23 protein-coding genes are annotated in these 25641 nt (G+C 73.3%); 10 read left to right on the forward strand and 13 right to left on the reverse strand.

What is annotated here, in order from left to right:
- Positions 1 to 297: 297 nt before the first annotated feature.
- The 4 genes from CLT75_RS15785 to CLT75_RS15800 all read right to left on the reverse strand — a co-directional run bounded on the left by CLT75_RS15785 (position 298) and on the right by CLT75_RS15800 (position 3151).
- Positions 298 to 996 carry an endonuclease/exonuclease/phosphatase family protein gene (locus tag CLT75_RS15785; protein ID WP_135241330.1) on the reverse strand — a complete coding sequence of 233 codons (699 nt, stop codon included), beginning with the start codon at positions 994 to 996 and terminating at the stop codon, positions 298 to 300.
- A 1-nt stretch (position 997) separates the two neighbouring features.
- Positions 998 to 1945, reverse strand: a complete 948-nt coding sequence (locus tag CLT75_RS15790; protein WP_013287673.1) for an ROK family glucokinase — start codon at positions 1943 to 1945, stop codon at positions 998 to 1000.
- A gap of 73 nt (positions 1946 to 2018) precedes the next feature.
- Positions 2019 to 2654, reverse strand: coding sequence for a hypothetical protein (locus CLT75_RS15795; protein WP_135241331.1), 636 nt, complete (start codon positions 2652 to 2654; stop codon positions 2019 to 2021).
- Between the two features lie 41 nt (positions 2655 to 2695).
- The gene (locus tag CLT75_RS15800; RefSeq protein WP_135241332.1) at positions 2696 to 3151 is read right to left on the reverse strand and encodes an SRPBCC family protein; all 456 of its coding nucleotides are present in this window, start codon (positions 3149 to 3151) and stop codon (positions 2696 to 2698) included.
- A 166-nt stretch (positions 3152 to 3317) separates the two neighbouring features.
- Here CLT75_RS15800 and CLT75_RS15805 point away from each other — a divergent pair, with 166 nt between their 5' ends.
- The 5 genes from CLT75_RS15805 (at position 3318) to CLT75_RS15825 (ending at position 10266) form a co-directional block, all read left to right on the forward strand.
- On the forward strand, positions 3318 to 5120 hold the full coding sequence (locus CLT75_RS15805; protein ID WP_135241333.1) for an AMP-dependent synthetase/ligase: 1803 nt from the start codon (positions 3318 to 3320) through the stop codon (positions 5118 to 5120).
- Between the two features lie 14 nt (positions 5121 to 5134).
- Positions 5135 to 6829, forward strand: coding sequence for a sensor histidine kinase (locus tag CLT75_RS15810; RefSeq protein ID WP_135241334.1), 1695 nt, complete (start codon positions 5135 to 5137; stop codon positions 6827 to 6829).
- A 7-nt stretch (positions 6830 to 6836) separates the two neighbouring features.
- Complete coding sequence (locus CLT75_RS15815; RefSeq protein ID WP_013287678.1) at positions 6837 to 7505, forward strand: response regulator transcription factor; 669 nt, start codon at positions 6837 to 6839, stop codon at positions 7503 to 7505.
- 195 nt (positions 7506 to 7700) lie between these two features.
- Positions 7701 to 8513, forward strand: a complete 813-nt coding sequence (locus CLT75_RS15820; protein ID WP_135244033.1) for an SAM-dependent methyltransferase — start codon at positions 7701 to 7703, stop codon at positions 8511 to 8513.
- A 76-nt stretch (positions 8514 to 8589) separates the two neighbouring features.
- Entirely contained in the window at positions 8590 to 10266 is a 1677-nt protein-coding gene (locus tag CLT75_RS15825) for a putative bifunctional diguanylate cyclase/phosphodiesterase (protein ID WP_486485350.1), read from the forward strand.
- Positions 10267 to 10337: 71 nt separating this feature from the next.
- On the opposite strand, the gene CLT75_RS15830 is transcribed toward CLT75_RS15825, so the two are convergent.
- From CLT75_RS15830 to CLT75_RS15845, 4 genes are all read right to left on the reverse strand, one after another.
- On the reverse strand, positions 10338 to 11462 hold the full coding sequence (locus tag CLT75_RS15830) for a glycosyltransferase family 4 protein (RefSeq protein ID WP_135241336.1): 1125 nt from the start codon (positions 11460 to 11462) through the stop codon (positions 10338 to 10340).
- Positions 11459 to 12718, reverse strand: coding sequence for a M48 family metallopeptidase (locus CLT75_RS15835; RefSeq protein ID WP_135241337.1), 1260 nt, complete (start codon positions 12716 to 12718; stop codon positions 11459 to 11461). Before CLT75_RS15835 ends, CLT75_RS15830 begins: the two co-directional genes overlap by 4 nt.
- A 232-nt stretch (positions 12719 to 12950) precedes the next feature.
- Complete coding sequence (locus CLT75_RS15840) at positions 12951 to 13172, reverse strand: hypothetical protein (protein ID WP_135241338.1); 222 nt, start codon at positions 13170 to 13172, stop codon at positions 12951 to 12953.
- Between the two features lie 224 nt (positions 13173 to 13396).
- Positions 13397 to 14794 carry an NYN domain-containing protein gene (locus CLT75_RS15845; protein ID WP_135241339.1) on the reverse strand — a complete coding sequence of 466 codons (1398 nt, stop codon included), beginning with the start codon at positions 14792 to 14794 and terminating at the stop codon, positions 13397 to 13399.
- A gap of 127 nt (positions 14795 to 14921) precedes the next feature.
- Between CLT75_RS15845 and CLT75_RS15850 the strand changes: the two genes are divergently transcribed.
- The 5 genes from CLT75_RS15850 (at position 14922) to CLT75_RS15870 (ending at position 20372) form a co-directional block, all read left to right on the forward strand.
- Positions 14922 to 16676 carry a DEDD exonuclease domain-containing protein gene (locus tag CLT75_RS15850; RefSeq protein WP_135241340.1) on the forward strand — a complete coding sequence of 585 codons (1755 nt, stop codon included), beginning with the start codon at positions 14922 to 14924 and terminating at the stop codon, positions 16674 to 16676.
- A 129-nt stretch (positions 16677 to 16805) separates the two neighbouring features.
- The gene (locus CLT75_RS15855; RefSeq protein WP_135244034.1) at positions 16806 to 18593 is read left to right on the forward strand and encodes an HD domain-containing protein; all 1788 of its coding nucleotides are present in this window, start codon (positions 16806 to 16808) and stop codon (positions 18591 to 18593) included.
- A 39-nt stretch (positions 18594 to 18632) separates the two neighbouring features.
- The gene (locus CLT75_RS15860) at positions 18633 to 19160 is read left to right on the forward strand and encodes an NUDIX hydrolase (protein WP_013287687.1); all 528 of its coding nucleotides are present in this window, start codon (positions 18633 to 18635) and stop codon (positions 19158 to 19160) included.
- Positions 19157 to 20032, forward strand: a complete 876-nt coding sequence (locus CLT75_RS15865; RefSeq protein WP_135241341.1) for an NTP transferase domain-containing protein — start codon at positions 19157 to 19159, stop codon at positions 20030 to 20032. The genes CLT75_RS15860 and CLT75_RS15865 overlap by 4 nt, the downstream gene beginning before the upstream one ends.
- A gap of 52 nt (positions 20033 to 20084) precedes the next feature.
- Positions 20085 to 20372, forward strand: coding sequence for an Lrp/AsnC family transcriptional regulator (locus CLT75_RS15870; RefSeq protein ID WP_088999172.1), 288 nt, complete (start codon positions 20085 to 20087; stop codon positions 20370 to 20372).
- Between the two features lie 61 nt (positions 20373 to 20433).
- On the opposite strand, the gene CLT75_RS15875 is transcribed toward CLT75_RS15870, so the two are convergent.
- The 5 genes from CLT75_RS15875 to ctaE form a co-directional block, all read right to left on the reverse strand.
- Complete coding sequence (locus CLT75_RS15875) at positions 20434 to 21102, reverse strand: DUF4142 domain-containing protein (protein ID WP_013287690.1); 669 nt, start codon at positions 21100 to 21102, stop codon at positions 20434 to 20436.
- Between the two features lie 210 nt (positions 21103 to 21312).
- On the reverse strand, positions 21313 to 22944 hold the full coding sequence (qcrB, locus tag CLT75_RS15880) for a cytochrome bc1 complex cytochrome b subunit (protein ID WP_135241342.1): 1632 nt from the start codon (positions 22942 to 22944) through the stop codon (positions 21313 to 21315).
- A complete protein-coding gene (gene qcrA / locus CLT75_RS15885; protein WP_135241343.1) occupies positions 22941 to 24029 on the reverse strand; it encodes a cytochrome bc1 complex Rieske iron-sulfur subunit in 1089 nt (362 codons plus the stop codon). The genes qcrB and qcrA overlap by 4 nt, the downstream gene beginning before the upstream one ends.
- Before the next feature lie 67 nt (positions 24030 to 24096).
- Positions 24097 to 24930: a cytochrome bc1 complex diheme cytochrome c subunit gene (gene qcrC, locus CLT75_RS15890; protein ID WP_091421029.1), complete on the reverse strand. Its 834-nt coding sequence runs from the start codon at positions 24928 to 24930 to the stop codon at positions 24097 to 24099.
- Between the two features lie 72 nt (positions 24931 to 25002).
- On the reverse strand, positions 25003 to 25602 hold the full coding sequence (ctaE, locus tag CLT75_RS15895) for an aa3-type cytochrome oxidase subunit III (protein WP_120568759.1): 600 nt from the start codon (positions 25600 to 25602) through the stop codon (positions 25003 to 25005).
- Positions 25603 to 25641: the final 39 nt, after the last annotated feature.

Raw genomic sequence — 25641 nt, forward strand, 5'->3', positions numbered from 1 at the left:
TCCGGCGCCGCCCACCCGCCCGGTCCTCCTGACGCAGCGTCACCGCCGGTTCGGTCACCGAGCGTGAGTGGACCGGCCGCGCCGGAGGCGTACACTCTTTCGCCCTTTGCTCTGCAGCCACGGACGCAGCGCCGCCGGGAGCTGCGCCGATGTCTCACGGCCGTCCGCCCGGGACGCGGCCCGCCGGTCACGGCGGGTAGCTGATGCGTATATGGCGGCAGAGCAAAGGCGGCGAAGCGGTTGGCTCGCCGGCCGCCGGCACCTGACGGTGCGTCACGGCCCGGCGGTCCGTGCCGGTCAGGCGGTGGGCAGCAGCAGGTCGACCAGGACCGGGAAGTGGTCGCTGGCCCGGCGGGCCGCCGGGGTGTCCACCACGTCGTAGTCGACCACGGTGATCCGGGGGTCGACGAACAGCGCGTCGATGCGGCGGCGCGGGTCGGCGCAGGAGAACGTGTGCCGGTCGGCGCGGTCGGCGGCGAGCGCCGTGTCGGTCAGTCCCTCGGCGAGCGTCTGCCAGGCCGGCCCGTCCGGGCCCTCGTTGACGTCGGCGCCGGCCACCACGGGCAGCGTGGAGGCGTCCAGCTCGCGCTTGAACGCCGCCGCCTGGGCCGGCCGCTCGGCCGGGTCGGTGGACAGGTGCGAGCCGGCCAGCAGCACGTCGACGCCGCCCACCCGGCAGTGCGCGTACGCGGCGCCGCGCATGTGCCGTCCCGGCGTCAGCGGGTACCGCTGGCAGCTGGTGTCGACGACCCGCAGCCGCAGGCTGGTCAGCAGCACGTTGCCCAGCGACGGCAGGCCACCGGCCGCCACCACCATGCCGAACGACTCGGCCAGCGCGGCGGTCTTCTGCCGCCACCGGAACCGGCGCGGTCCCTCCTGGACGATCACCACGTCCGGCGCGGCCGCACGGACCACCTCGGCCAGCGCGGCGGTGTCGTCGCGCTGGCTGTGGATGTTGTACGACACGACACGCAGCGGCACACCCGCGTCAGTCATGTCAGATCCGCCGGGCCAGGTCGGCGGCGCCGATCACGCCGGCGGTGTTGCCCAGCTCGGCCGGGCGGACCTCGGCGACGGGCAGGCGGCTGCGCTGGGCCAGCGCGTCGGCGAACGACCGCCGGGTGGGGCCGAGCAGCAGGTCACCGGCGTCGATCACGCCGCCGCCCACCACCAGCACCTGCGGGTCGAGGATCTGCGCCATGTCGGCGAGGCTGGTGCCGAGCCAGCGGCCGACCTGGGCGAACGCCTCGGTGGAGACCGGGTCGCCGCCCTTCGCGGCGGCGGTCACCATCGGGCCGGTGATCGTCTCGGCCTCGCCCCCGGCCAGCTCCAGCAACGCGGCCGCGCGGTGCGGCTCCTGCCGGGCGGCGGCGCGGGCGAAGCGGACCAGGGCGCTGCCGCTGGCGTACTGCTCGATGCAGCCCAGCCGGCCGCAGCCGCACTGGTGGCCGTCCGGCACGGTGAGCATGTGGCCCAGTTCGGCGGCGATGCCGTTGGCGCCGCGGACCAGGCCACCGCCGAGCACGATGCCGCCGCCGACGCCGGTGCCGATGGTGAACATGACCATCGAGTCGTCGGCGTCGCGGGCCGCGCCGTAGCGGAACTCCGCCCAGGCGGCCACGTTCCCGTCGTTCTCCACGATCACCGGCAGGCCGGTGGCGTCGCCGACGTACGTGCGCAGCGGCTCGTCCCGCCAGGCCAGGTTCGGGGCGAACAGCACGGTGGAGCGGGAGGCGTCGATCCAGCCGGCGGCGCCGATGCCGACCGCCTCCACGGCGTGACCGGCGGCCAGTTCGGTGACCACCTCGATGATGACGTCGCGGGTCTTGGCCACGTCGTCGGCGGGGGTGTCCCGTCGCGTCTGCACGAGTACCGTGCCGGCGTCGTCCACGACACCGCCGGCCACCTTCGTGCCACCGACGTCGACTCCGATGGTCAGCGTCACCGCTGCCACTCCCCTCTGCTGTGCTGCCCGGGGACCGGCCGAACCGGCCGTACGGTCCCGGGATGTCCGGTGGTCAGGCCCCGTCGCCTGGTGCGTCCGCGCCCACCTCTCCGGACGCCCGCGAGGCGGGCACCACGGGACGGCCGGCCGGTGTCCGGCTCGTGTCCGGCTCCGGCGGCCCGGCGGCGTCGGCGGTGGCACCCGAATCGGCCGCGCCCTCCCCACGGGTGGCGGCGGACCACACGTCCTGCTCGGGTGCCGGCTGAGAATCATGCCCGGTACGGGTCGCCTCGCGCCACACGTGGTCCCCGGATCCGTCCGGCGCGGCGGTGCCGTCGTCGGCGGTCCGCGCCGGCTCGGCGGGGGTGAACGCGCGCAGCAGGCTCGCCACCCCGGCCGCCAGGTCCCCGGCGCCGGTGGCGAGCCGCTCGGCGAATTCCGGACTCGGGTCGCGCAACGCGGCGATACCGCGACAGACGGGACAGACACAGCATTCCGGCGAGCCGGTGGCGAAACCGGCGGGCGCGGGCGTCTCCGGAGCGGGGCCGGCGCCGGGCGGGGTGTGACCGAGGACACCGGAGAGGATCCCACCGAGCGGACCCCAGGCACCGGAGCCGGGTGCGGCGGCGGCCATCCTCGCGCCGGCGAGCAGGGTGGCGACGAGGCGCTCGGCCTCTTCCCGGGCCGAACCCGGATCAGTGGTGCCCATGGTTCGGCTCCTCCAGCGTGACTACCGGGACGACGGTCGGATCATTGCGCCGCACCGGGTGCTTCTACCCGGCGCTTGAGCTGCTTCAACGCCGCGTCCATGATCATTTTCTCGGCCTTGCGGCGGAACATGCCGAGCATCGCCACGGACAGCTCCACCTCAAGGGTGTACGTCACCGTGGTCGTCCCGTCCGGGTTGCCCACCAGGTCGTACGACCCGCGCTGGGAGCGCTGCATCTTCGACGGGGCGACCAGGTGCCACTCGATCCGGGAGATGTCCTCGGCGTACTCGTAGGCCAGCACGTACTCGTCGGCCATCACGCCCGCGTCGAGCGTGAACCGGACCTGGCTGGCGTAACCGTCCTCGTACTCCTCGATCACCTCGGCCCGGCGAACCGCCTCGGCCCACTCGGGATAACTCGGGAAGTCGCAGATGACGGCCGCCACCCGGTCCGGTGACGCGCCGATGATGATCGACTGGGTGGAGGAGTCCGCCATGGGGGGAGGCTACCCGGCCACCTCCCGGCCGGTCCCGCTCCACCCGCCGGACGGCGTCCCACCAGCCGGGCGGGCAACCTCCCTGGCAGACCCCCCGGGGTGTGCGGGTAGGTTTCGACAGAGCCGACCAGGCCGGCCCCCGCCGGTAGAGCACGAGGGAGTGCAGGTGCGCGAGTTCTCCGTCCCGCCGATCGTCACCGTCGGCGACGCGGCCAACCTGACCGACCCGGTCTGGGAAAACGCCGAGGTCGCCCCGGACACCGTGCAGTTCGTCCGCCCCGGCGCGGGAACGGACGCGCGCGAGGATGTCACCTGCCGCCAGTTCCGCGACGAGGTCGTGGCGGTGGCGCAGGGCCTGATCGCCGCCGGCGTCTCCCCCGGCGACCGGGTCGGCCTGATGAGCCGCACCCGCTACGAGTGGACCCTGTTCGACTACGCGATCTGGGCGGCCGGCGCGGTCACCGTGCCGATCTACGAGACGTCCAGCGCCGAGCAGGCCGCCTGGATCCTCGGCGACTCCGGCGCCGTCGCCGTCGTGGTGGAGAGCACCGCGCACGCCACCATGGTCGCCGGCGTCCGGGACCGCCTGCCCGAGTTGCGCGAGGTCTGGCAGATCGACCTGGGCGCCGTCGACGACCTGGTCGCCGCCGGCGCGTCGGTGGACCGGGCCGAGGTGGAGACCCGCCGCTCGCTGCTCAAGGCCGACGACGTCGCCACGATCATCTACACCAGCGGCACCACCGGCCGGCCCAAGGGCTGCGTGCTGACCCACCGCAACATCTACTCCGACATCGCCAACGCGGTGCCGGTGCTGCCGAACCTGTTCCGCCAGGGCGCCTCCACCCTGCTGTTCCTGCCGCTCGCGCACGCCTTCGCCCGGCTCATCCAGGTCGGCGTGGTGCACGCCCGGGCCACGATGGCGCACTGCGCGGACACCAAGAACCTGGTCGCCGAGCTGCAGGACTTCAAGCCGACGTTCGTGCTCTCCGTACCCCGGGTCTTCGAGAAGGTCTACAACGGCGCGCGGCAGAAGGCCGAGGCCGAGGGCAAGGGCAAGATCTTCGACCGCGCGGAGAAGGTCGCCATCGCGTGGAGCGAGGCGCAGGAGCTGCCCGGCGGTCCCGGCCTGGGCCTGCGCGCCCAGCACGCCCTCTTCGACAAGCTGGTCTACCGCAAGCTGCGGGCGGCGATGGGCGGCCGGTGCCGCGACGCCATCTCCGGCGGCGCGCCGCTGGGCGCGCGGCTCGGGCACTTCTTCCGCGGCGTCGGGGTGACCATCTGCGAGGGGTACGGCCTCACCGAGACCTCGCCGGCCGCCGCCGCCAACCTGCCCACCGGAACCCGGATCGGCACCGTCGGCCGCCCGCTGCCCGGCGTCACCATCCGGATCGACGACGACGGCGAGGTCCTCATCGCCGGCGACATCGTCTTCCAGGGCTACTGGCACAACGACGCGGCCACCGCCGAGGCGATCACCACCGACGGCTGGTTCCGCACCGGCGACCTCGGGCACCTGGACGACGACGGCTACCTGAGCATCACCGGCCGCAAGAAGGAGATCATCGTGACCGCCGGCGGCAAGAACGTCGCCCCGGCGGTGCTGGAGGACCAGGTACGGGCGCACCCGCTGATCAGCCAGTGCGTGGTGGTCGGCGACCGGCAGCCGTTCATCGCCGCGCTGGTCACCATCGACGAGGAGGCGCTGCCGAAGTGGCTGGCCGGGCAGGGGCGCCCGGAGACCACGAGCATGGCCGAGCTGCGCGACGACGCGGCGCTGCGCGCCGAGGTGCAGTCCGCGGTCGACCAGGCCAACCAGGCGGTCTCCAAGGCCGAGGCGATCAAGGTGTTCCGGATCCTGCCGCAGGACTTCACCGAGACCACCGGCGAGCTGACCCCGTCGCTGAAGGTCAAGCGTCAGGTCGTGCACAAGACGTACGCCTCGGAGATCGCCGAGATCTACCGGGGCTGACTACCATCCGTCACGTGCCCGCCTCCACATCCCGCCAGCCGTCGACGCAACCCCTCGCGGCGGCGGCTCGCGCGGTCCTCCTCGCGCTGGTCGCCGCCCTGACCCTGTTCGCCACCCGCGACGCCACCCAGCTCTGGTGGATCGCGCTGCTGGGCGTCGCCGGCCTGCCCGCCGTGCTCGCCCCCCAACACCGGCTGCTCGCCCCGATCAGCCGCTTCGCCGAGGTGCTGGTGCTCGGGCTGGCCGCCAGCCAGGTCGCCGCCGACACCCACCTGTCCGGCGTGACCGGCGGGGTGGGGGCCTCGGCGGTGCTGCCGTACCTCGCCGTGCCGGTCACCGTGACCGCGCTGAGCCGCCGGTTCCGCGAGGGCGCCGCGCTGCTCGCGGTGGCGGCGGCGACGCTGCTGGCCAGCGCCGCGTTCACCCAGGTGGACGGCGGGCCGCAGCTCGGCCAGGTCGGCTACCTCGCGGTCTGCGCGCAGTGGCTGATCCTCGCCGGGCTCGGCCTCTACACCGCCGGCACGCTCCAGCGCGTCATGCGGGTGCGCGGCGAGGGCAAACCCCAGCCGTACGCCGAGGCGACCCGCCTGCTCACCCAGCTGCGTACGGTCGCCCGCCAGCTGCCCGGCGCCACCCTGGACCCGGGCGGCATCTCCGAGCACCTGCTGGAGGAGCTGCGGGTGGTCGCCAAGACCGACCGCGGCGCGGTGCTGTCCGCCAGCGGCGGCGGCCGGCTCGTGGTGCTCGCGCAGATCGGCGCGGACCGGGTCGACTGGGAGACCACGCTCGACGCCGACTCGGCCATCGCCGACGCCTGGGCCAGCCAGCAGCCGACCGTCTCGGCCCGCTCGCAGGCCCGGTCCCGGCACTCCGGTGAGGTCTCCGCGCTGATCGTCCCCCTGGTGGCGGGCGTACGCACTGTCGGCCTGGTGGTGATCGAGGCGGATACCGCCGCCGCGTACCCGCCGCCCGTGGTGTCCCGGGTGACGGCGCTGACCGGCCCGGCGGCGCTGCGGCTGGAGGCGGCGCTGCTCTTCGACGAGGTGCGCTCGCTGGCGACGAACGAGGAGCGGCAGAGGCTGGCCCGGGAGATCCACGACGGGGTCGCCCAGGAGTTGGTCATGGTCGGGTACGGCATCGACAACGCGCTCGCCACCGTGCACGAGGACGCCGAGGAGACCGCCGAGTCGCTGCGCACGCTGCGCCAGGAGGTCACCCGGGTGATCACCGAGCTGCGGCTGAGCCTGTTCGAGCTGCGCAGCGAGGTGGACCGGCACGGTGGCCTGGCCGCCGCCATCGCCGAGTACGCCCGCACCGTCGGCGCGTCCGGCGGCCTGCGGGTGCACCTGTCGCTGGACGAGTCCACCGCCCGGCTCCCGGCCGCCACCGAGGCCGAGTTGCTGCGCATCGCGCAGGAGGCGGTGACGAACGCGCGCAAGCACGCCGGCGCGTCGAACCTGTGGGTCACGTGCGAGGTGGATCCCCCGTACACCCGAATCGAAGTGTCGGATGACGGTCACGGCATCGGTGACCAGCGCCCGGACGGGCACTATGGCCTTGCGATCATGGCCGAGAGGGCGGAACGTATCCGAGGCCGGTTGGAGATCAGGCCGCGGCAGCCGAGTGGGACGACTGTGGCGGTGGTGCTCGGTTCGTCGCCCCGGCGCGATAAGGTGCGCGGCAGCGCCGCAGCAGCAGAAGGGGAGTAACCCGAGGATGACCAGCAGTCCGACACCGGCCACCCGTACCAAGGTTCTCCTGGTCGACGACCACGACCTCATCCGCAAGGGGCTGCGTCACGCGTTCGAGCGCGACCGTCAGTTCGAGGTCGTGGGCGAGGCGGCCACCGCGGCGGAGGGCGTGCGCCAGGCCGGCGCGCTCCAGCCAGACGTGGTGATCATGGACCTCCGCCTGCCCGACGGCAGCGGCCTGGAGGCCACCCGCGCCCTGCGCAAGTCCAGCGCGTCCATGGGCATCGTCGTGCTCACCATGTACGCCGGTGACGACCAGCTCTTCGGCGCCCTGGAGGCGGGTGCGAGCGCGTTCGTGCCCAAGACCGCCCCGGCCGACGAGGTGGTGGCCGCCGCCCGGCACGCCGCCTCCTCCCCCAGCGCGTTCACCGCCGCCGACCTGGCTGAGGCGATGAAGCGCCGGCTGGCGCCGTCCGGCCCGCAGCTGTCCCCCCGTGAGGGCCAGGTGCTGCGGCTGCTCGCCGACGGCATGAGCGTGGCCGGCATCGCCAAGCAGCTGTTCGTCAGCGAGTCGACCGCCAAGACGCACATCTCCAAGCTCTACGAGAAGCTGGGCGCCGCCAACCGGGCGCAGGCGCTGATGACGGCGCTGCGGCTGGGGCTGCTGGAGGCCCCGGACGCGCCGAAGTTCTGACGCGTACCGCCGAAGAGGCCCCGTCCGCCACGGACGCGGGCCTCTCGGCGTTTCCGGCCCCGGCTGGTCGCTGACGGTGAGCGGCCGGACGCGCAGTGACGGCGGTCTTTGCAGCGCGACGGCGGAGGGGCAGAATACCCGGGTGATCCGCGCGGCGGTGACGACCGCGTGTCGCCGACACCCGAGGGGCAGGACATGCAGCGGCCGGACTGGGCACCCGAGACGATCGACATCGAGCGCCCCAGCGTCGCCCGCATGTACGACTACTACCTCGGCGGCTCGCACAACTTCGCGGCCGACCGGGCGGCCGCCCGCGCGATGGTGGAGGCGGTGCCGGAGGCGCCGCTGATGGCGCAGGCCAACCGCGCGTTCCTGCGCCGGGCGGTGCAGTACCTCGCCCAGGCCGGCATCCGCCAGTTGCTCGACATCGGTTCCGGCATCCCGACCGTCGGCAACGTGCACGAGATCGCGCAGCGGATCGATCCGGAGTCGCGCGTGGTCTACGTCGACGTGGACCCGGTGGCGGTGGCGCACAGCCAGGAGATCCTGGCCGGCAACGCGCATGCCGCGGTGCTCCAGGAGGACCTGCGCAACCCGGAGGCGATCCTGGCCCACCCGGAGGTCACCCGGCTGCTGGACTTCACCCGGCCGGTCGCCGTGATGATCGTGGCGGTGCTGCACTTCATCCCGGACGCCGACCGCCCGGAGGAGATCCTGCGGACGCTGCGCGGGGCGCTGGCGCCCGGCAGCCACCTGGTGCTCTCCCAGGCCAGCGAGGACGGCCGCGCCGGCACCGGCGAACGGGCCGAGGCGGAGCGGGTCTACCGGCGCACCGACAGCCAGCTCTGGATCCGCAGCCGGGCCGAGATGACCGCGCTGTTCGACGGCTTCGAGCTGGTCGACCCGGGCGTGGTGTGGGTGCCGCAGTGGCGGCCGGACTCCCCCGACCAGGCGGAGAACGCCGAGCGGGCCGTCTTCATGGGCGGGGTCGGGCGGCTCGGTGGGTGACGACGCGGTCCGCAGCAGGCCCGGCGTGTTCGCCCGGGCCTGGGCCAAGGCGGTGTCCGGCACCAGCTACCTGCCGATGACCCAGTCGCAGCTGGAGGAGATGCTGCAACGGCTCACCGACCGGCTGGCCCAGGCGCTGCGCGCCGAACCGTTCGACCTGCGGATCGGCCAGCAGGTCGGCGCGGAGCTGGTGCAGGCGCACATCGCCTCCGCGGAAGGGCTGGGCCGCACCGTCGAGGTGATCCAGCTGCGCCTGGTCCGCGACCTCGACCTGGTCGTCGACGACGTCGAGGACCGGATGGCCCGGCTGCTCGCCACCGTCGCCACCGGGTACGCCCGCGCCCTGCGCGACCGCACGCTGGACGAGCAGGAGTCCATCCGCCGCGCCGCCATGATGGCCCGTGCGCAGGCGGAACGGGCGCTGCGCGACAGCGAGGCCCGGTTCCGGCACCAGGCCACCCACGACCCGCTCACCGGCCTGCCGAACCGCACCCTGTTCACCGAACGGCTGACCGCCGCGATCACCGCGCCGGGCCGGGGCGCCGACCGGGTCGGCGTCTGCTTCCTCGACCTGGACCGGTTCAAGGTCGTCAACGACTCCCTCGGCCACCAGGTCGGCGACTCGCTGCTGGTGACGGTGGCGCAGCGCCTGCACCTGGCGCTCGGCGAACACCTGGTCGCCCGGCTCGGCGGCGACGAGTTCGTGATCCTGGTCGAACGCACCGCCGGCACCGACGACGCGGTGAAGGTCGCCGAGGCGGCCCTTGCCGCGGTACGCGAACCGGCGCTCGTCGACGGCCACGAGCTGACCGTGTCCGCGAGCATCGGCATCGTGGAACGCCCGGTCGCGGGCACCTCGCCGATGGACCTGATGCGCGCGGCCGACAGCACGCTGCACTGGGCCAAGGCCGCCGGCGGGGCCCGCTGGTCGCTGTTCGACGCCGACCGCAACCGCCGCGACCTGGCCCGGTACGCGCTGTCCGCGGCGATCCCCGCCGCGCTGGACCGGGGCGAGTTCTACCTCGACTACCAGCCGCTGACGTCGTTGCGCGACGGGCGGGTGCTCGGCATGGAGGCGCTGGTGCGCTGGCGTCACCCGGAGCTGGGTGTGCTGCGGCCGGACAGCTTCATCCCGCTGGCCGAGGAGACCGGGCTGATCGTCCGGCTCGGCAGCTGGGTGCTTGCCGAGGCGTGCCGTGAGGCGGGCACCTGGCCGGGCACGGACGGCGACGCGCCGTTCGTCAGCGTCAACCTCGCCGTCCGGCAGTTGCACCGCACCGACCTGGTGACCGAGGTACGTGGCGTGCTCGGGCGCACCGGCCTGCCGCCGGGCCGGCTGCAACTGGAGATCACCGAGAGCACCATGATGAGCACGGTGGTCGAGCCGGTGCGCGCCCTGCGGGTGCTCGGCGACCTCGGTGTCCGGGTCGCCATCGACGACTTCGGCACCGGTTACTGCAACCTCGCGTACCTGCGGGACCTGCCGGTCGACGAGCTGAAGGTGGCGGGCGAGTTCGTGACCGGCCTGCGCGCGCCGGGCAGCGGCACCGACGAGCGGATCCTCGCCTCGCTCGTGTCGCTGGCGCACGCGCTGGACCTCACCGTCACCGCCGAGGGCGTGGAGACGGCCGACCAGGCGGACCGGCTGCGCGCGATCGGCTGCGACGCCGGGCAGGGCTGGCACTTCGGCCGTCCCGGGCCGGCCGCGCCGCACCTGGGCCGGGTGCCCGCCCACGTCGACGCGGCCTCTTGACGCGGCCGTCGCCCTGACCCGGCCTTCCTGACCCGGCCGGCACGCGGCCTCCCGGCCCGGCCGGCGCGCGGTCAGCCGGCCAGCAGGGCGGCCATCCGCTGCGCCTGCGTCTCCCAGCGCCACTCCCGCTCCACCCAGGCGCGCCCGGCGGCGCCGAACTGCCGGGCCAGATCCCGGTCGGCGAGCAGCGTGGCCACCCGGTCGGCGAGCTGGGCCACGTCCCGGCCGCCGACCACGTACCCGGTCTCCCCCTCGCGGACCGCGTCCGGCGCGCCGCCGGAGTCTCCGGCCACCACCGGCAACCCGGTCGCGCTCGCCTCCAGGTAGACGATCCCGAGGCCCTCCACGTCCAGGCCCCGGTTGCGGGTGCGGCACGGCATCGCGTACACGTCGCCGGCCGCGTAGTGGGCGGGCAGCTCGGCCGAGGGCACCGAGCCGGTGAAGACCACGTCGCGTTCCAGCCCGGTCTGCCGGGCCAGCTTCTCCAGCGTCGAGCGGTACGGGCCGCCGCCGACCACGAGCAGCGCGGCGTCCGGCACCCGGCGGCGGATCTCCGGCAGCGCGCGGATCAGCATGTCCTGGCCCTTGCGGGGCACCAGCCGCGACACGCACACCACCACCGGCCGGTCGGACAGCCCGAGCCGTGACCGGACCCGCCCGCCGTCGACGTCCGGGTGGTAGGTGTCCACGTCCACGCCGGGCGCGAGCCGCCGCAGCTCGGTCACCCCGTCCAGCACGCGGGCCAGCCGCGCCCGGGTGTACTCGCCGAGGTAGGTGGTCACGTCCACGCCCCGCCCGATCCGGCGCAGCGCCGACCGGGCGCCTGGGAGCGCCGCCCAGCCGACCTCGTGGCCGTGGGTCAGCGCCACCGCCCGGCGGATCCCGGCCCGTCGCCGCAGGCCCGCGGCGAGCAGCCCCAGCGGGGCCGCCGCGCCGAACCAGACGGTGTCGCAGTCGTACGCGCGCGCCAGCCGCGCCGCCCGCCGGGCGATCAGCGGGGTGGGCAGCAGCACCCGGGTCCGCTCCCGGACCACCTCGAACGGCTGGTCGGCGTCGAACTTCTCCGCGCCGCGCCAGCTCGACGCGTACACCACCACCGAGCCGGGCTGCTGGCGCACGGCGAGGTTGTGGACGAACGACTGGATGCCGCCGGGGCGCGGCGGGAAGTCGTTGGTGATCAGCAAGGTGCGGCTCATCGGCCGGACTCCCTGGCGTAGGCGCGGGCGGCGGCCATCCGCTCCACGGTGGACGGGTGGGTCGCCGACCAGAGGCGCTCCCAGCGCGGCGGGTCCGGGTCGGCCATGTTGACCCCGGCCAGTCGTCGCTGCATCGCCTCGAACGTCGCCGGGTCGCCGGTGAGGGCCAGCGCGTGGGCGTCGGCGCGGGCCTCGATCCGGCGCGAGACGAGCGCCTGCGCCGGGGTGGCGAGCAGCCCGGCGACCGTGACCAGCGCGATCAGCAGCGGGAACGCCCGCGGCTGGGCGATCGAGTCGACGCCGGCGAGCCGCAGCAGCGGCGTCCACGAACCGATCAGGTAGAGCGCCACCACCGCGGCGGCGGCGCCGAGCGCGCCGAGCACCGTGCCGGTCCACACGTCCCGGTCCTTGGCGTGCCCCAGCTCGTGGGCGACCACGCTGGTCACCTCGGCCGGTTCCGCCTCCCGCAGCAGCGTGTCGTAGACGACCACCCGCCGGGTCGGGCCGAGCCCGGAGACGTACGCGTTCACCGCTGTGGTGCGCCGGGACGCGTCGGCGACGAGCACGTCGCGCACCGGTACGCCGTCGCGGGCGGCCATCGCGGTCAGCTCGGTGCGCAGCGGACCCGGCTCCATCGGGGTGAACCGGTTGAACACCGGCTCGACCAGCACCGGCAGCACGAACGACAGCACCACCACCAGGGCCGCCGCGCCGGCCGCGCCGAACGCCCACCACCAGCGCGGGGCGAGCCGAACCACCGTGTAGAAGCCGAGCAGGACCAGCGCGCCGATCACCGCGCTGACCGCGTACGACTTGAGCAGGTCGACGGCCCAGCCGCCCCAGCTCTGGGTGCTCAGCCCGTAGCGGACCAGCACGGTGCGGCGCCAGGCCGCGAATGGCAGCGTGAGCAGGTCGGCGAGGAACATGACGGCGAGCCCGCCGAGCACGGCCTGCGCGATCCAGTGCCCGCCGAAGGGCCGGCCGACCAGTTCGACCAGGCGCCCGCCCAGCGGGGTCAGCCCGAGCAGCAGCGCCACCACCAGCCCTACCGCCAGCGCCGACCAGGCCGCCGGGCGCAGCGCACCGTGGAAGGCCCGGCCCCGGGTCACCTGCTCGGCCGGGAGGTCACGCAGTGCCGCGAGCTGGTCGGCGCGGGGCGCCGGCGGGCGGCTCCACGGCACAAGCAGCGCCACCGCCACGAGCAGCGCGACCACCAGGCCGCCCAGGGTCAGCAGCGCCCAGGCGCGCGGGGTCACCGACCCACCCCGCCGTCGTGCCGCGTCCGCGTCATGCCGCTCCCCTCCCGCCGTGACCGCCCATCCTATTGCCCGGCCCTCGATCGGGACCGCCGTGCCCGACGCGCGACCCGGCATCAGTCGGGCAAGGCTCAGGCACGGCACGGCACGGCACGGCACGGCACCGGGACCGGGCAGCAGACGGTCGACAGGGCTCAGGGCCGACACAGCCCGGGCAGGCAGGCAGGCAGCGTCAGGCGATCCGGCGACGGCCGCCACGGCGGGGCGCCGGCGCCCGTGTCGCAGCCGATGGGGACGGCAGCACCTCCACGTCGAATCCGGCCCGCGCGAACACCTCGATCGCCCGGTGCTCGGCCGGGCCGAGGTCGGCCGGGCCGGAGTCGAACAGGGCGGTCACCAGGCAGCCGGAGCAGCCGGCGCCACGGTTGCCGCAGGTGTCGCAGTCGATCAGCATCAACGCCTCCTGACGGGTCGCCGGTGGCGGCCGGGGAAGGAGCCACCACCGTCGGTCACCACGACGCTAACGCTCGGGTACGACAGAACCGGACATCGAGGCAGCAGCCGCCGCGAAAACGAACCAGTACGCCGAAGTGGCGCGATCAGCACGCGCGCGACCCCGCCACGTCCCCGAACTGGAGTCGATCAAGCGGCAGGAAGCAAGCGGCCGGAAGAACGGGCTCAGGACCGCGCCAGGCGCCGCAGCAGCGAGTCGGCGCCCAGCGGGTACGCGCCGTGCCGGCGTACCCCGTCGGCGACCTCGCGGTCGGAGGAGACCACGACCACCGGTCGCCCGGCCGGCTCGGCGCGGACCAGCCGGCGGATCAGCTCGTCGGCGGTCTCGCCCTTGCGGGAGAACAGCACCCGCACGCCACGCGGCGCCGGGGGCAGGCCGTGGATCCGCTCGGCGCCGTCGAAGACGACGGTGACCTCGTCCCCGGTCTGCGCCGCGATCCCGCCCAGCCCGGTGATCAGCCGCTTGCGCTGCTGCTCCAGCGACATCTCGCCGAAGCCGCGCTTCGTCACGTTGTAGCCGTCCACCACGAGGTGCGCCCGCGGCAGCGCGAGCAACTGGTCGAGGCGGGCCGGGTCGTCGGTGTCGCGGGCCCGCGTCGACGGGCCGGCCTGCGCGGCGCCCGGCTGCTCGGCGAACGCGTCGGCGACGAAGTCGGCCGGGAGCTTGTCCACCGGGTCGAGCGCCAGCTCGCGGCGCAGCCCCACGGCGGCCTGGCCGATCGTCTCCAGCAGCAGCCACAGCCGCGCGTCGTCGACCGAGCGGGCCTCCTTGGCGCTGGCCCGGGCCACACCGGCGGCGGCCTCCGCCTCGGCCAGCCGGGCCCGGGCGCGGCGCAGTTCGGCGTCCGCGTCGGCGGCGGCGCGGGCCGCACGTCCCCGCTCGGTGGCGAGCATCTCGGTGGCCTTGCGCTCGCGGGCCTGGGTCTCCCGCAGGGTACGGGTCAGCTGGCGGGCCTCCTCGCGGAGCTGACCCAGTTCCTCCCGGACCCGGGCCAGCTCGTCGCGCAGCTTCTCCGCCTCGACCCGGGCCACCGCCCGGTCGTGCTCGGCGCGGGCGGCCCGCTGTTCGGCCTCGCGGACCAGCTCGGCCACGACCGCGCTGTCCGCCTCGGCGCGTACCGCCTCGCCGCTGGCGTCGATGAGTTCCCGCCAGCCGCGGGGCCGGGCCAGGTAGGCCAGGGCGGCCACCTCGACCGGGTCGGCGGCGGCCGGCGCGGTGCCGTCGACCACCGCCGCGCCGAGGTCGCCGGCGTCGGCGAGCACCCGGGCGGTGATCCGCTGCCGGAACAGCGGGTCGGCGGTGAGCTGGGCGGCGATCGCGGGCGCGCCGAGGCGGGCGCGACGGTTGGGGGCGAACTTCGCGACCCGCCGCAGCGGCACCGGCACCTCGTCGGCGGGCAGGCCGGGCAGCACGGCGGCGGTCAGCGTGACGATCCGCTGGCGGACCGGCTCGGGCAGCACGGGCTCGGGCTCGATCGCGGGCGGCGCGTCCTCATCGGCGGGCACGCCGACCACCGGCTCCTCCACGGAGGAGTGGTCGTCGTACGGCTCGCTGAGGGGCATGAGGCAAGTCTCCCACCCCGAACGGGCCCACCGCCCGGTGAGTGAGCCGATCTCTCATCGTACCCCCGTGGTATCTCCTGGGGCCGCAGTGACGGGAGTGTCGGACCGTGCCGCTAGCGTCCCGCGGGTGACACGAGCGGAGTACGTCCAGGAGTCGCTGGCCGGCCTGGACCCGGCGGGCAGCGGCGTCGACCCGGCGCTGCCGCTCTACGCGACCACCTTCGTGGTGGTCGACCTGGAGACCACCGGCGGCGCTCCCGACGGCGGCGGGATCACCGAGATCGGCGCGGTGAAGGTGCGCGGCGGCGAGGAGCTGGGCGTGCTCGCCACGCTCGTCAACCCGGGCGTGCCGATCCCGCCGTTCATCACCGTGCTCACCGGCATCACCCAGGCCATGCTGCTGCCCGCCCCGCCGATCGAGCAGGTGCTGCCGAGCTTCCTGGAGTTCGTCAGCGACGCCGTGCTCGTCGCCCACAACGCGCCGTACGACGTGGGTTTCCTCAAGGCGGCCTGCGCGAAGCACGGCTACCGCTGGCCCAACCCCCGCGTGCTGGACACGGCCGCGCTGGCCCGGCGGGTGCTCACCCGCGACGAGGTGCCCAACCGCAAGCTGGGCACGCTGGCCGCCTACTTCCGCACCGCGACCCAGCCCACCCACCGGGCGCTCGACGACGCCAAGGCCACCGTCGACGTGCTGCACGGGCTGATCGGCCGCCTCGGCGGGCACCGGGTCGGCACGGTCGGCGAGGCGATCGAGTTCGCCCGCGCGGTCACCCCCACCCAGCGCCGCAAGCGGCACCTCGCCGACGGGCTGCCCAAGGTGCCGGGCGTCTACATCTTCCGGGCCGCCGACGACCGGCCGCTCTACGTCGGCACCTCCGGCGACATCGCCACCCGGGTCCGCAGCTACTTCACCGCCGCGGAGAAGCGGGCCCGGATCTCCGAGATGCTCGCCGCCGCCGAGCGGGTGGAGGCGGTCGAGTGCGCCCACTCGCTGGAGGCGGAGGTCCGCGAGCTGCGGCTGATCGCGGCGCACGCGCCGCCGTACAACCGCAGGTCGAAGTATCCGGAGCGCCAGGTGTGGCTGAAGCTCACCGACGAGGCGTACCCCCGGTTGTCGATCGTGCGCGACATCGCGCCCACCGACACGGCCTACCTGGGGCCGTTCCGGTCCCGGCAGGCGGCGGAGCTGGCCGCCGCCGGCTTCCACGACGCGGTGCCGCTGCGGCAGTGCACGCACCGGCTCTCCCGGCGCACCACCATGCCGGCCTGCGCGCTGGCCGAGCTGGGTCGCTGCCCGGCGCCCTGCGAGCACCGGATCACCCCCGAGGAGTACGACGACGCAGCGGCGACCCCGTTCCGCACCGCCACCAGCAACGACCCCGGTGTGGTGGTGGACGCGCTGCTCGCCCGCATCGAGGTGCTGTCGGCCGCCCGGCGGTACGAGGAGGCGGCGGTGGTGCGCGGCCGGCTCGTGGCGGTGCTACGCGCGACGGTCCGGATGCAGCGGCTGGCCGCGTTGACCGGCATCGCCGAGCTGGCCGCCGCCCGCCCGGCGGCCCGGGGCGGCTGGGAGCTGGCGCTGGTGCGGCACGGCCGGCTCGCCGGGGCCGGGGTGTCCCCGCCGGGTGTCCACCCGCGACCCACGATCGCGGCGATCCGGGCCACCGCCGAGACGGTGCTGCCCGGGCACGGCCCGGTGCCGGCCGCCACCGCCGAGGAGACCGAGCGGATCCTGTCCTGGTTGGAACGACCGGAGACCCGGCTGGTCGAGACGACAGACGGGTGGGCCTCCCCGGTGGCCGGCGCGGGGCGTTTCCGCGACCTGCTGACGAAGGCGGAGAACGGCGGATCCGCCAAACTCTCGACCGAACGCTCATGACCAACTGACCGATCGGACTACCTCGGCTCCCTTAGTCTGTTAAAGGAGTGCAGACCTGCCCGATTCGCGGGCTCTGCTCCCGGTCGCCGGTTCCCGGTGGCCGAGGGCCGGGGTGAGGAGGTGTCCCAGGTGGACGTCGACGCCGGACACGGCGCCGCCCTGGGTGGCGCGCTCCCGACCCAGGGCGAACTACCGCTCACCCGCCGCCTGCGTTCCCTGCTCACCTGGCCCACTGCCGACGGCGACCCGGTCACCACACTGGTCCGCGCCCATCGCGGCATCCACGCGAGCGCCGACGCCTCGGTGCTGCGCCGGGCCTACACGATCGCCGAGAACATGCACCGCGGCCAGTTCCGCAAGAGCGGCGAGCCGTACATCACCCATCCGCTGGCGGTGGCGCAGATCTGCGCCGACCTCGGCATGGACACCATCACGCTGGTCGCCGCGCTGCTGCACGACACGGTGGAGGACACCCGCTACACGCTCCAGGCGCTCCAGGAGGACTTCGGCCGTGAGGTCGCCCACCTGGTCGACGGCGTGACCAAGTTCGACAAGGCGTTCTACGGCAAGGCCGCCGAGGCGGAGACCGTCCGCAAGATGATCGTGGCAGCCGGCAAGGACGTCCGGGTGCTGGTGATCAAGCTGGCCGACCGGCTGCACAACATGCGGACGCTCGGCGTCCGCTCGGCCGCCTCCCGGGAGCGGATCGCCCGCAAGACCCAGGAGGTGCTGGTCCCGCTCTGCGACCGGCTCGGCATCCAGACGCTCAAACGCGAACTGGACGACGTGGTGCTGCTGCACCTGCGGCCGGAGGAGCACGCGCGGATCGCCCGGTTCGTGCACGACCGGCCCGGCTGGGACGCCTACCTGACCGACGTGGTGGCCCGCACCCGGGCGGCGTTGCGCCGCAACCGGGTCGACGCCGACGTCTCCCCCCGCCCCCGGCACCTCTACTCGATCTGGAAGGACACCGTCGCCGGCGACCACGCCGCCCCGTTCGACCTGCCCCGCATCGCGATCGTGGTGGACGGTCCGGCGACCGACTGTTACGCCGCGCTGGGCGCCGTGCACGGGCTGTGGCGACCGGTGCCGGGCCGGTTCAAGGACTTCATCGCCTCCCCGAAGAACAACCTCTACCGGTCCCTGCACACGAGCGTCTGCGGTCCGCAGGACCGCACCGTCGAGGTGCTGATCCGCACCACCGAGATGCACCGCTCCGCGGAGTACGGCGTGGCCGCCCACTACCGGTTCCCCCGGGCCGCGGGCCGGGGCGCCGACCGGGCGGACGAGCTGGCCTGGCTGCGCCGGGTGCTCGACTGGGAGCAGGAGACCGTCGACCCGGCCCAGTTCATGGAGTCGCTGCGCTGTGACCTGTCCGAGGCGCAGATCCAGGTGGTGGCCGACGGACGGCAGGTCGTGCTGCCGGCCGGGGCGACCCCTGTCGACCTCGCGTACGAGCTGGGCACCGAGCGCGGCGACCACTGCCTGGCCGCCCGGATCAACGGCCGGCTCGCGCCGCTCTCCTCCGAACTGGAGGAGGGCGACGTGGTGGAGATCTTCACCGAGAACGACGCGGAGAGCGGCTTCGAGGCGGACGTGGCCCCGCGCGGTCCGCGCCGGGAGTGGCTGGGCTTCGTGAAGTCCCCGCACGCCCAGATGCAGATCAACCGCTGGTTCGCCGAGCACACCGAGCCGGGCATCTCGATCGCCGACAAGGTCCGGCTCGGCCGGGCCTCGATCGGCCTGGCGTTGCGCAAGCACAACCGGGGCCTGGCCAGCGACCTGCCGCTGCTGCGGCTGTCCGAGGAACTGGGCTACCCCGACCTGGAGACACTGCTGGTGGCGGTCTTCGACCGCACCGTCGAGCCGGACACGGTGGTCCAGCAGTTGATCGATCTGGTCGACCACAGGCAGTAGACGGAGCCGGTCCGCGCCGGGACCACTAGCCTGGACGACATGATCCCCCGCGCGCGTGCCACCGGACGGGCCCTCGGCTACCAGATCTTCTACCGGCTTCCGGTCCCGCTGCGGCGGCGGCTGGTCCGGCTGGCCGTACCGAAGTACATCGTCGGCGCGGTCACGCTGGTCAAGGACACGGAGGCCACCGGCGCGGGCCGGATCCTGCTGCTGCGCCAGCCGCCCGGCTACAGCTGGACGCTGCCGGCCGGGCTGCTGCAACGCGGCGAGGCCCCGGTGGTCGGCGCCGCCCGCGAGCTGTACGAGGAGTCCGGCGTCCGCCTGTCCCCCGACGCGCTGCGCCCGGCGGTGCCGAACGCGGTGGTGCACGCCAAGGGCTGGGTCGACGTGGTCTTCGAGGCCGAGGTGCCGGCGTCGACCACCGAGCTGAAGGTGGACGGCGCGGAGGTGTTCGAGGCCGCCTTCCACCCGCTCGACGACCTGCCCCGGCTCAGCCGCGCCACCGCCAACCTGCTCGGGTACTACGGCATCGGCCCGCGCGCCGGCGAGCACCCACCGGCCGCGTGAGCACCCCGTACGCGGGCACCGCGGCACCCGGGGTCGAGGTGTGCGCGGTGGTGCTTGCCGCGGGCGAGGGCACCCGGCTGCGCCCGCTCACCGAGCGGGTACCCAAGGCGCTCTGCCCGGTCGGGAACGTCCCGCTGCTGGACCGGGCGCTGGCCCGGCTGGCCGGGCTCGGCCTCACCGGCCCGGAGCGGGTCGCGGTGAACGCCTGTTACCTGGGCGACCAGGTGGTCGCGCGGGTCGGCGGCCGGGCCCACCTGTCGGTCGAGCCGGACGCTCCACTGGGCACCGCCGGGGGCGTGGGCCGGCTGCGGGACTGGATCGACGGCCGGGGCGTGCTGGTCGGCAACGCCGACGCGTACCTGGCCGACCCGCAGGCCCCGCCCGGGCCGGACATCGCCGCGCTGCTGGACGGGTGGGACGGGCACGGCGTACGCCTGCTCGGCCGGCCCGCCGACGACCCGCACGCCCCCGGGACCTTCGACGGCCACGAGTTCGTGGGTTTCTCGCTGCTGCCGTGGCGGCTGGTCCGCGACCTGCCGGCCACGTTCGGCGACCTGGTCCGGACGGTGTGGCGGCCCGCGGAGGCCGCCGGGGCGCTCACCGTCGTGCCCTACCGGGGCACGTTCTACGACACCGGCACCCCGGCCGACTACCTGGCCGCCAACCTGCACGCGGCCGGACCGGACGGGCTGGTGGACCCGGCGGCTACGGTGACCGGCCGGGTCACCGGCTCGGTGGTCGGCGCCGGGGCGCTGGTGCACGGCGACGTGGACCGGTCGGTGGTGTGGCCTGGCGCGAGCGTCGCGGCCGGGGAACGCCTGCGCGAGATGATCCGGGCCGGGGGCGACCTGACCGTCCCGGCGGCGCGGTGAGGGGCGCGGGCTCTAGCATGGGCCTCGTCGCCGACGAACGGAGAACCGTCCCGTGATCACCGCGATCGTGCTGATCGACTGCGCCACCGACTCCATCCCCGAGGTGGCCGAGAACCTGGCCAACCTGCCCGGCGTCAGCGAGGTCTACTCGGTGGCCGGGCACGTCGACCTGATCGCCATGGTCCGGGTCCGGGAGTTCGAGCAGATCGCCCAGGTCATCGCCGGCAGCATCTCGAAGGTGCCGGGCGTGCTCAACACCGAGTCGCACATCGCGTTCCGCGCCTACTCGCAGCACGACCTGGAGGAGGCGTTCGCGATCGGGCTGGCGAACGCCGACTGACACGAGCCGGTGACCGGCCTGCCCTCGCGGGCGGACCGGCCACCGTCGACCGTGCGGTACGTCAGCTCTGGCTGGGCACCGGGGTCTCCGTGGTGCCCGGAGCAGGCTCCTCGGTCTCGGTGCCGCCCGGAGCCGGCGACTCGGTGCCACCCGGGGACGTGGTGCCGCCCGGGCTGGGCGTGCCGCTGGCGCTGGTCTGCGGAACCGGGACGCCCAGGGTCTGGGCCAGGGCCACGAGCGCGTCGTAGTGCGCCTGGAGGACCGGTAGCGCGTCCTGCGCGATCTGCACCACCGACTGCTCCGAGCCCTGCGAGATCTCGGTCTGGGTGGCCTGGATCGCCTGGACGTGGCCGGCGAGCTGCGCGGTCACCCACGCCTTGTCGAACTCGGCCCCGCTGAGGTTGTTCAGCTTGTCCAGGACCTTCTGCTGGTCGGCGGTCGGGTCGGCCGGCAACTGCACGTTGAGCTGCTGCGCGGTCGACTGCACCGTCTGGTCCAGCTGGGTGTGGTCCGTCACGAACATCTTGCCCAGGTCCTTGACCTGCTGGTTCTGACCCTTCTGCTGGGCCAGGTTACCGGCGGTGATCTCGAACAGGTTGACCTGGTGCACCGCCTGCAGGTACTGCGTGTCCTGCGTCGACGGCTGTGCCGCCGCCTGCGCCGCGGCGGCGGGCGCCAGCCCCACGACCACCAGCGCGGCCAGCAGGCCCAGGCGTTTGATTCCCAACATTCGTTCCTCCCCCATGAGACGTCGGACCGCACGGATACCCGGCTGACCGGGGTTATTCCTGCGATTCCACCCGTCCGTGTCGGGGGCGACGGCCGTCGGCGCACCGGCCTCCGAGCGTGCGCGGGAGGGAACGGGACGACCGGGGCGGAAACGGCAGTGGCGCCCGCCGGATGATCCGGCGGGCGCCACTGTCAGTCGTACCGGGGAGGGTCAGCGACGGCTCTCTCCGCTGCCGATCTCCTCCCGCTCCGGCCGGGCCTCGACCGGCGGGTGCCCCGGCGAGACCGGCGCCTCGGCCGGCTTCTCGATCGGGTAGAAGAAGCCCCGGATCGCCGGGCCGAGGGCACCGAGCCGGTTCATCTTCTTCGGCACCACCCAGCCGACGTAGTCCAGCGCCGGCGGGTGACCGTCGTGGCCGTCGGCCGAGGTGAGCGGCTGGTGGACCTCGACGAACCGGCCGTCGGGCAGCCGCTTGATGATGCCGGTCTCCACGCCGTGGGCCAGCACCTCCCGGTCGTGCTGCTGCAGACCCAGGCAGATCCGATACGTGATGTAGTACGCGATCGGCGGCAGGATCAGCAGGCCGATCCGGCCGGCCCAGGTCATCGCGTTCAGGCTGATGTGGAACTTGTCCGCGATGACGTCGTTGGCGCCAGAGAGGGTCAGCACGATGTAGAAGGCGAGCGCCATGGCGCCCACGGCGGTCCGGGCCGGAACGTCCCGGGGCCGCTGGAGCAGGTTGTGGTGCTTGTAGTCCTTGAGGCGGCGCGCCTCCAGGAACGGATACATCGTGGACAGGCCGACCAGGATTCCGGGTAGCACCACGGTCGGCCAGAACAACGGTGGGATGACGTACCCGTTGCCGATCGGGATGTGGATCTCCCAGCCCGGCATGAGCCGGGTCGAGCCGTCGAGGAACATGACGTACCAGTCGGGCTGGCTGGCGGCCGAGACCACCCACGCCTCGTACGGGCCGAACAGCCAGATCGGGTTGATCTGGAACAGGCCACCCATCAGCGCGATCACGCCGAAGACGACCATGAAGAAGCCGCCCTGCTTGAGCGCGTAGCGCGGGAACATCCGCTCGCCGACCACGTTCTCGTTGGTCCGGCCGGGGCCGGGCCACTGGGTGTGCTTCTGCTTGAACACCAGGCCGAGGTGCACGCTGATCAGCGCCACCAGCAGGCCCGGGACGAGCAGCACGTGGGCGATGAAGAAGCGGCTGATGATGATGGTGCCGGGGAACTCCCCGCCGAAGATCGACGAGCTGACCCAGGAACCGATCACCGGGATCGACAGGATGATCGCGGAGGCGATCCGCAGACCGGTGCCGGACAGGCCGTCGTCCGGCAGCGAGTAGCCGGTGAAGCCGGCCAGGAAGCCGACCCAGAACAGCAGCGAGCCGATGATCCAGTTGGTCTCACGCGGCTTGCGGAACGCGCCGGTGAAGAAGACCCGCAGCATGTGGACCACGATCGCGGCCATGAACAGCAGGGCCGACCAGTGGTGCATCTGCCGCATGATCAGACCACCCCGGACATCGAACGAGATGTCCAGGCTGGAGGCGTAGGCGGCCGACATCGGGGTGCCCCGCAGCGGCGCGTAGCTGCCGTTGTAGATGACCTCGGTCATCGCCGGCTCGAAGAAGAACGTCAGGAAGACGCCGGTGAGCAGCAGGACGATGAACGAGAACAGCGCGATCTCGCCGAGCAGGAACGACCAGTGGTCGGGGAAGACCTTGTTCAGCAGCTTGCGCAGGGGCGTGGCCACCTGGAAGCGGTCGTCCACCGCCCGCGCGCTCTTGGCCGGCAGCGCGGCCGCATCAAACTTTCGGCGCTTCATGGCCGCTCCCAGAAGTCGGGACCGATGGTCTCGGTGTAGTCGGACTTCGCCACGAAGAAGCCCTCCTCGTCCACCTCGATCGGCAGCTGCGGCAGCGGCCGGTTCGCCGGGCCGAAGATCGGCTTGGCGTTGTCGGTGATGAGGAACTGCGACTGGTGGCAGGGGCAGAGCAGGCGGTTGGTCTGCTGCTCGTAGAGGCTGGCCGGGCAGCCCGCGTGCGTGCAGATCTTGGAGAACGCGACGTAGTTGCCCCACATGTAGTCGCCGTGGCCCTTGCGCTCGTTCGCGGCGCGCGACTTCTGCGCGTCGTCCTCCCGCAGGTGGATGAGCAGGGTGGGCGAGTCGGCGTGCAGGTTGCTGACGCCGCCGTCGATGCCCGGGAACACGGTGAGCTGGCCGCCGACGCTGACGTCGGCCGGGCGGATCGGGCGGCCGTCCTCACGGATCAGCCGGATCTTCTTGCCGCCCTCGGCCGGCTGGAAGCCGGTGGTGAACATCTGGTTGTTCTTGTGCGGCTGCTCGATCAGGCCACCGATCAGCGGGGCCGCGGCCACCGCGCCCACCGGCGCGAGGCCGGCCAGCAGCGAGATGCCCAGCAGCGGCCGGCGGCGTACGCCCATCTCGTCGGCCAGGTAGAGCATGGTCTCGCCGGTGATCTTGCGACCCTCCGGGTCGTCGGCCTGGTCGTGCCGGTCCTGGATCGAGACCTCCTTGGGCAGCAGCTTCTTGCCCCAGGTCAGGATGCCGAAGCCGATGCCCAGCAGCGCGAGGCCCAGCGTCACGCCGAGCAGCGGCGTGTAGAGCTTGTCGCCGCCGGTACCCGGCTCCCACTGCCACGGCCACCAGATGTAGACCACCAGGAAGGCGGTCGCGAAGACGCCGGTCAGCAGGAACATCAGGGCGACCGTGCGGGTCAGCCGGCGCTCGGCCTTGCTGCCCGGGACCACCTGCGGCTCGTAGTGGACGATCTCGATGTCGTCCCGCCGCGCGCCCTCCTGGACGATGTCGAACCGGGAGAGCCGGGGGTCGTTCACGTCGAGCGGCTCCGGGCCCTGCGGGGCCTGGTGCTCGGTGTGGGTGCTCATGCCGTCACCTCGCTACGGGTGACGCCGGGGGCCGGCGCCACAGCACTGGAAGCATTGATCCGTCCGGTCACGACTTGCCCGCGATCCACAGGCTCGCGAAGACCAGCGCGACGATGCCGACCAGGAAGATCGCGAGACCCTCGGTCGACGGGCCGTAGCGGCCCAGGTTGAAGCCGCCCGGGTCGCCGTCGTGCTTCAGCGTCTCCTGGATGTAGGCGATGATGTCCGCCTTCTCCTCGGGCGTGATCTGGTTGTCGCCGAACACCGGCATGTTCTGCGGGCCGCTCAGCATCGCGGCGTAGATCTGCCGGTCGCTGGCCGGTGCCAGGCTCGGCGCGTACTTGCCGGAGGACAGCGCGCCGCCGCCGCCGCTGAAGGCGTGGCACTGCGAGCAGTTGATCCGGAACAGCTCACCACCGGTGGACAGGTTGGCGCCCTCACGCAGGTCCCCGTTGGGCACCTCCGGGCCGCCGCCGAGCTCCTGGATGTACTGCCCGAGCTGGCGCACCTGCTCGTCGGTGAACTGCGGCGGCTTGCGCATGGCCTGGGCCTCCTGCCGGGCCATCGGCATGCGACCGCTGCTGACCTGGAACTCGACCGAGGCCGCTCCGACGCCGATCAGGCTCGGACCGCGGCCCTCGACGCCCTGGGCGTTGCGACCGTGACAGGTCACACAGCTCACGTCGAACAGCGCCTTGCCCTCGTTGCCTGCGGCGGTCAACGGAGGGTTGTCCTGCGCCTGCACGCCGGGGGCGAAGACGGTGTAGGCACCGCCGGCCAGCATCAGCGCGGCGAACAGCCGGACCGCGGCGCCCAGCCGGCGGCGGCCCCTGCTGCGCACTACGGGCCGCCCGCGCAGCCGCGCGAGCAGACCGCGTCGGCGGTCGTTGTCAGAAGTCATGACCTGTGTCCTTAACCGGTTGGACCTTGTCTCAGGGGACGGAGCAGCGGCGCGGTTCGTGACGCGCCAAGATCACTGGAGCCAGTAGATCATGGCGTAGAGCGCGATCCACACGACGTCCACGAAGTGCCAGTAGTAGGACACGACGATCGCCGAGGTCGCCTGGGCGGGGGTGAACCGGCCCATCGTGGTACGGATCATGAAGATCACGAAGGCGATGAGGCCGCCGGTCACGTGCAGACCGTGGAAGCCGGTGGTGAGGTAGAACATCGACCCGTAACCGTCTTCGTTGATCTTCACACCCTCGTGCACCAGGGTCCGGTACTCGTTCAGCTGACCGAGCACGAAGATCAGACCCATCACGAAGGTGATCGTGAACCACCGGCGCAGAGCGTGGACGTCACCGCGCTCGGCCGCGAACACGCCGATCTGGCAGGTGATCGAGGAGAGCACCAGGATCACCGTGAACGTGGTCGCGTACGGGATGTTCAGCACCTCGGTGTGCTTCTCCCACTGCTCCGGCGCAGCCGCGCGGATGGAGAAGTACATCGCGAACAGCGCCGCGAAGAACATGAGTTCGCTGGAGAGCCACACGATCGTCCCGACGCTGACCATGTTGGGTCGGGTCAGGGAGTGGATCCGGCTCTTGTCAATGGCTGGGGCCGCAGTCACGCGGTCATTATTGCCCCTGACCGGGACCGACGATCAGCG

This window comes from Micromonospora sp. CNZ285 (assembly GCF_004637285.1).

Excerpts from the sequence above, each read along its gene's own strand:
- CLT75_RS15785 (WP_135241330.1), bottom strand. The coding sequence starts at position 996 with ATGACTGACGCGGGTGTGCCGCTGCGTGTCGTGTCGTACAACATCCAC.
- CLT75_RS15795 (WP_135241331.1), bottom strand. The coding sequence starts at position 2,654 with ATGGGCACCACTGATCCGGGTTCGGCCCGGGAAGAGGCCGAGCGCCTC.
- CLT75_RS15800 (WP_135241332.1), bottom strand. The coding sequence starts at position 3,151 with ATGGCGGACTCCTCCACCCAGTCGATCATCATCGGCGCGTCACCGGAC.
- CLT75_RS15815 (WP_013287678.1), top strand. The coding sequence starts at position 6,837 with ATGACCAGCAGTCCGACACCGGCCACCCGTACCAAGGTTCTCCTGGTC.
- CLT75_RS15820 (WP_135244033.1), top strand. The coding sequence starts at position 7,701 with ATGCAGCGGCCGGACTGGGCACCCGAGACGATCGACATCGAGCGCCCC.
- CLT75_RS15825 (WP_486485350.1), top strand. The coding sequence starts at position 8,590 with ATGACCCAGTCGCAGCTGGAGGAGATGCTGCAACGGCTCACCGACCGG.
- CLT75_RS15830 (WP_135241336.1), bottom strand. The coding sequence starts at position 11,462 with ATGAGCCGCACCTTGCTGATCACCAACGACTTCCCGCCGCGCCCCGGC.
- CLT75_RS15840 (WP_135241338.1), bottom strand. The coding sequence starts at position 13,172 with ATGCTGATCGACTGCGACACCTGCGGCAACCGTGGCGCCGGCTGCTCC.
- CLT75_RS15845 (WP_135241339.1), bottom strand. The coding sequence starts at position 14,794 with ATGCCCCTCAGCGAGCCGTACGACGACCACTCCTCCGTGGAGGAGCCG.
- CLT75_RS15860 (WP_013287687.1), top strand. The coding sequence starts at position 18,633 with ATGATCCCCCGCGCGCGTGCCACCGGACGGGCCCTCGGCTACCAGATC.
- CLT75_RS15875 (WP_013287690.1), bottom strand. The coding sequence starts at position 21,102 with ATGTTGGGAATCAAACGCCTGGGCCTGCTGGCCGCGCTGGTGGTCGTG.
- qcrB (WP_135241342.1), bottom strand. The coding sequence starts at position 22,944 with ATGAAGCGCCGAAAGTTTGATGCGGCCGCGCTGCCGGCCAAGAGCGCG.
- qcrA (WP_135241343.1), bottom strand. The coding sequence starts at position 24,029 with ATGAGCACCCACACCGAGCACCAGGCCCCGCAGGGCCCGGAGCCGCTC.
- qcrC (WP_091421029.1), bottom strand. The coding sequence starts at position 24,930 with ATGACTTCTGACAACGACCGCCGACGCGGTCTGCTCGCGCGGCTGCGC.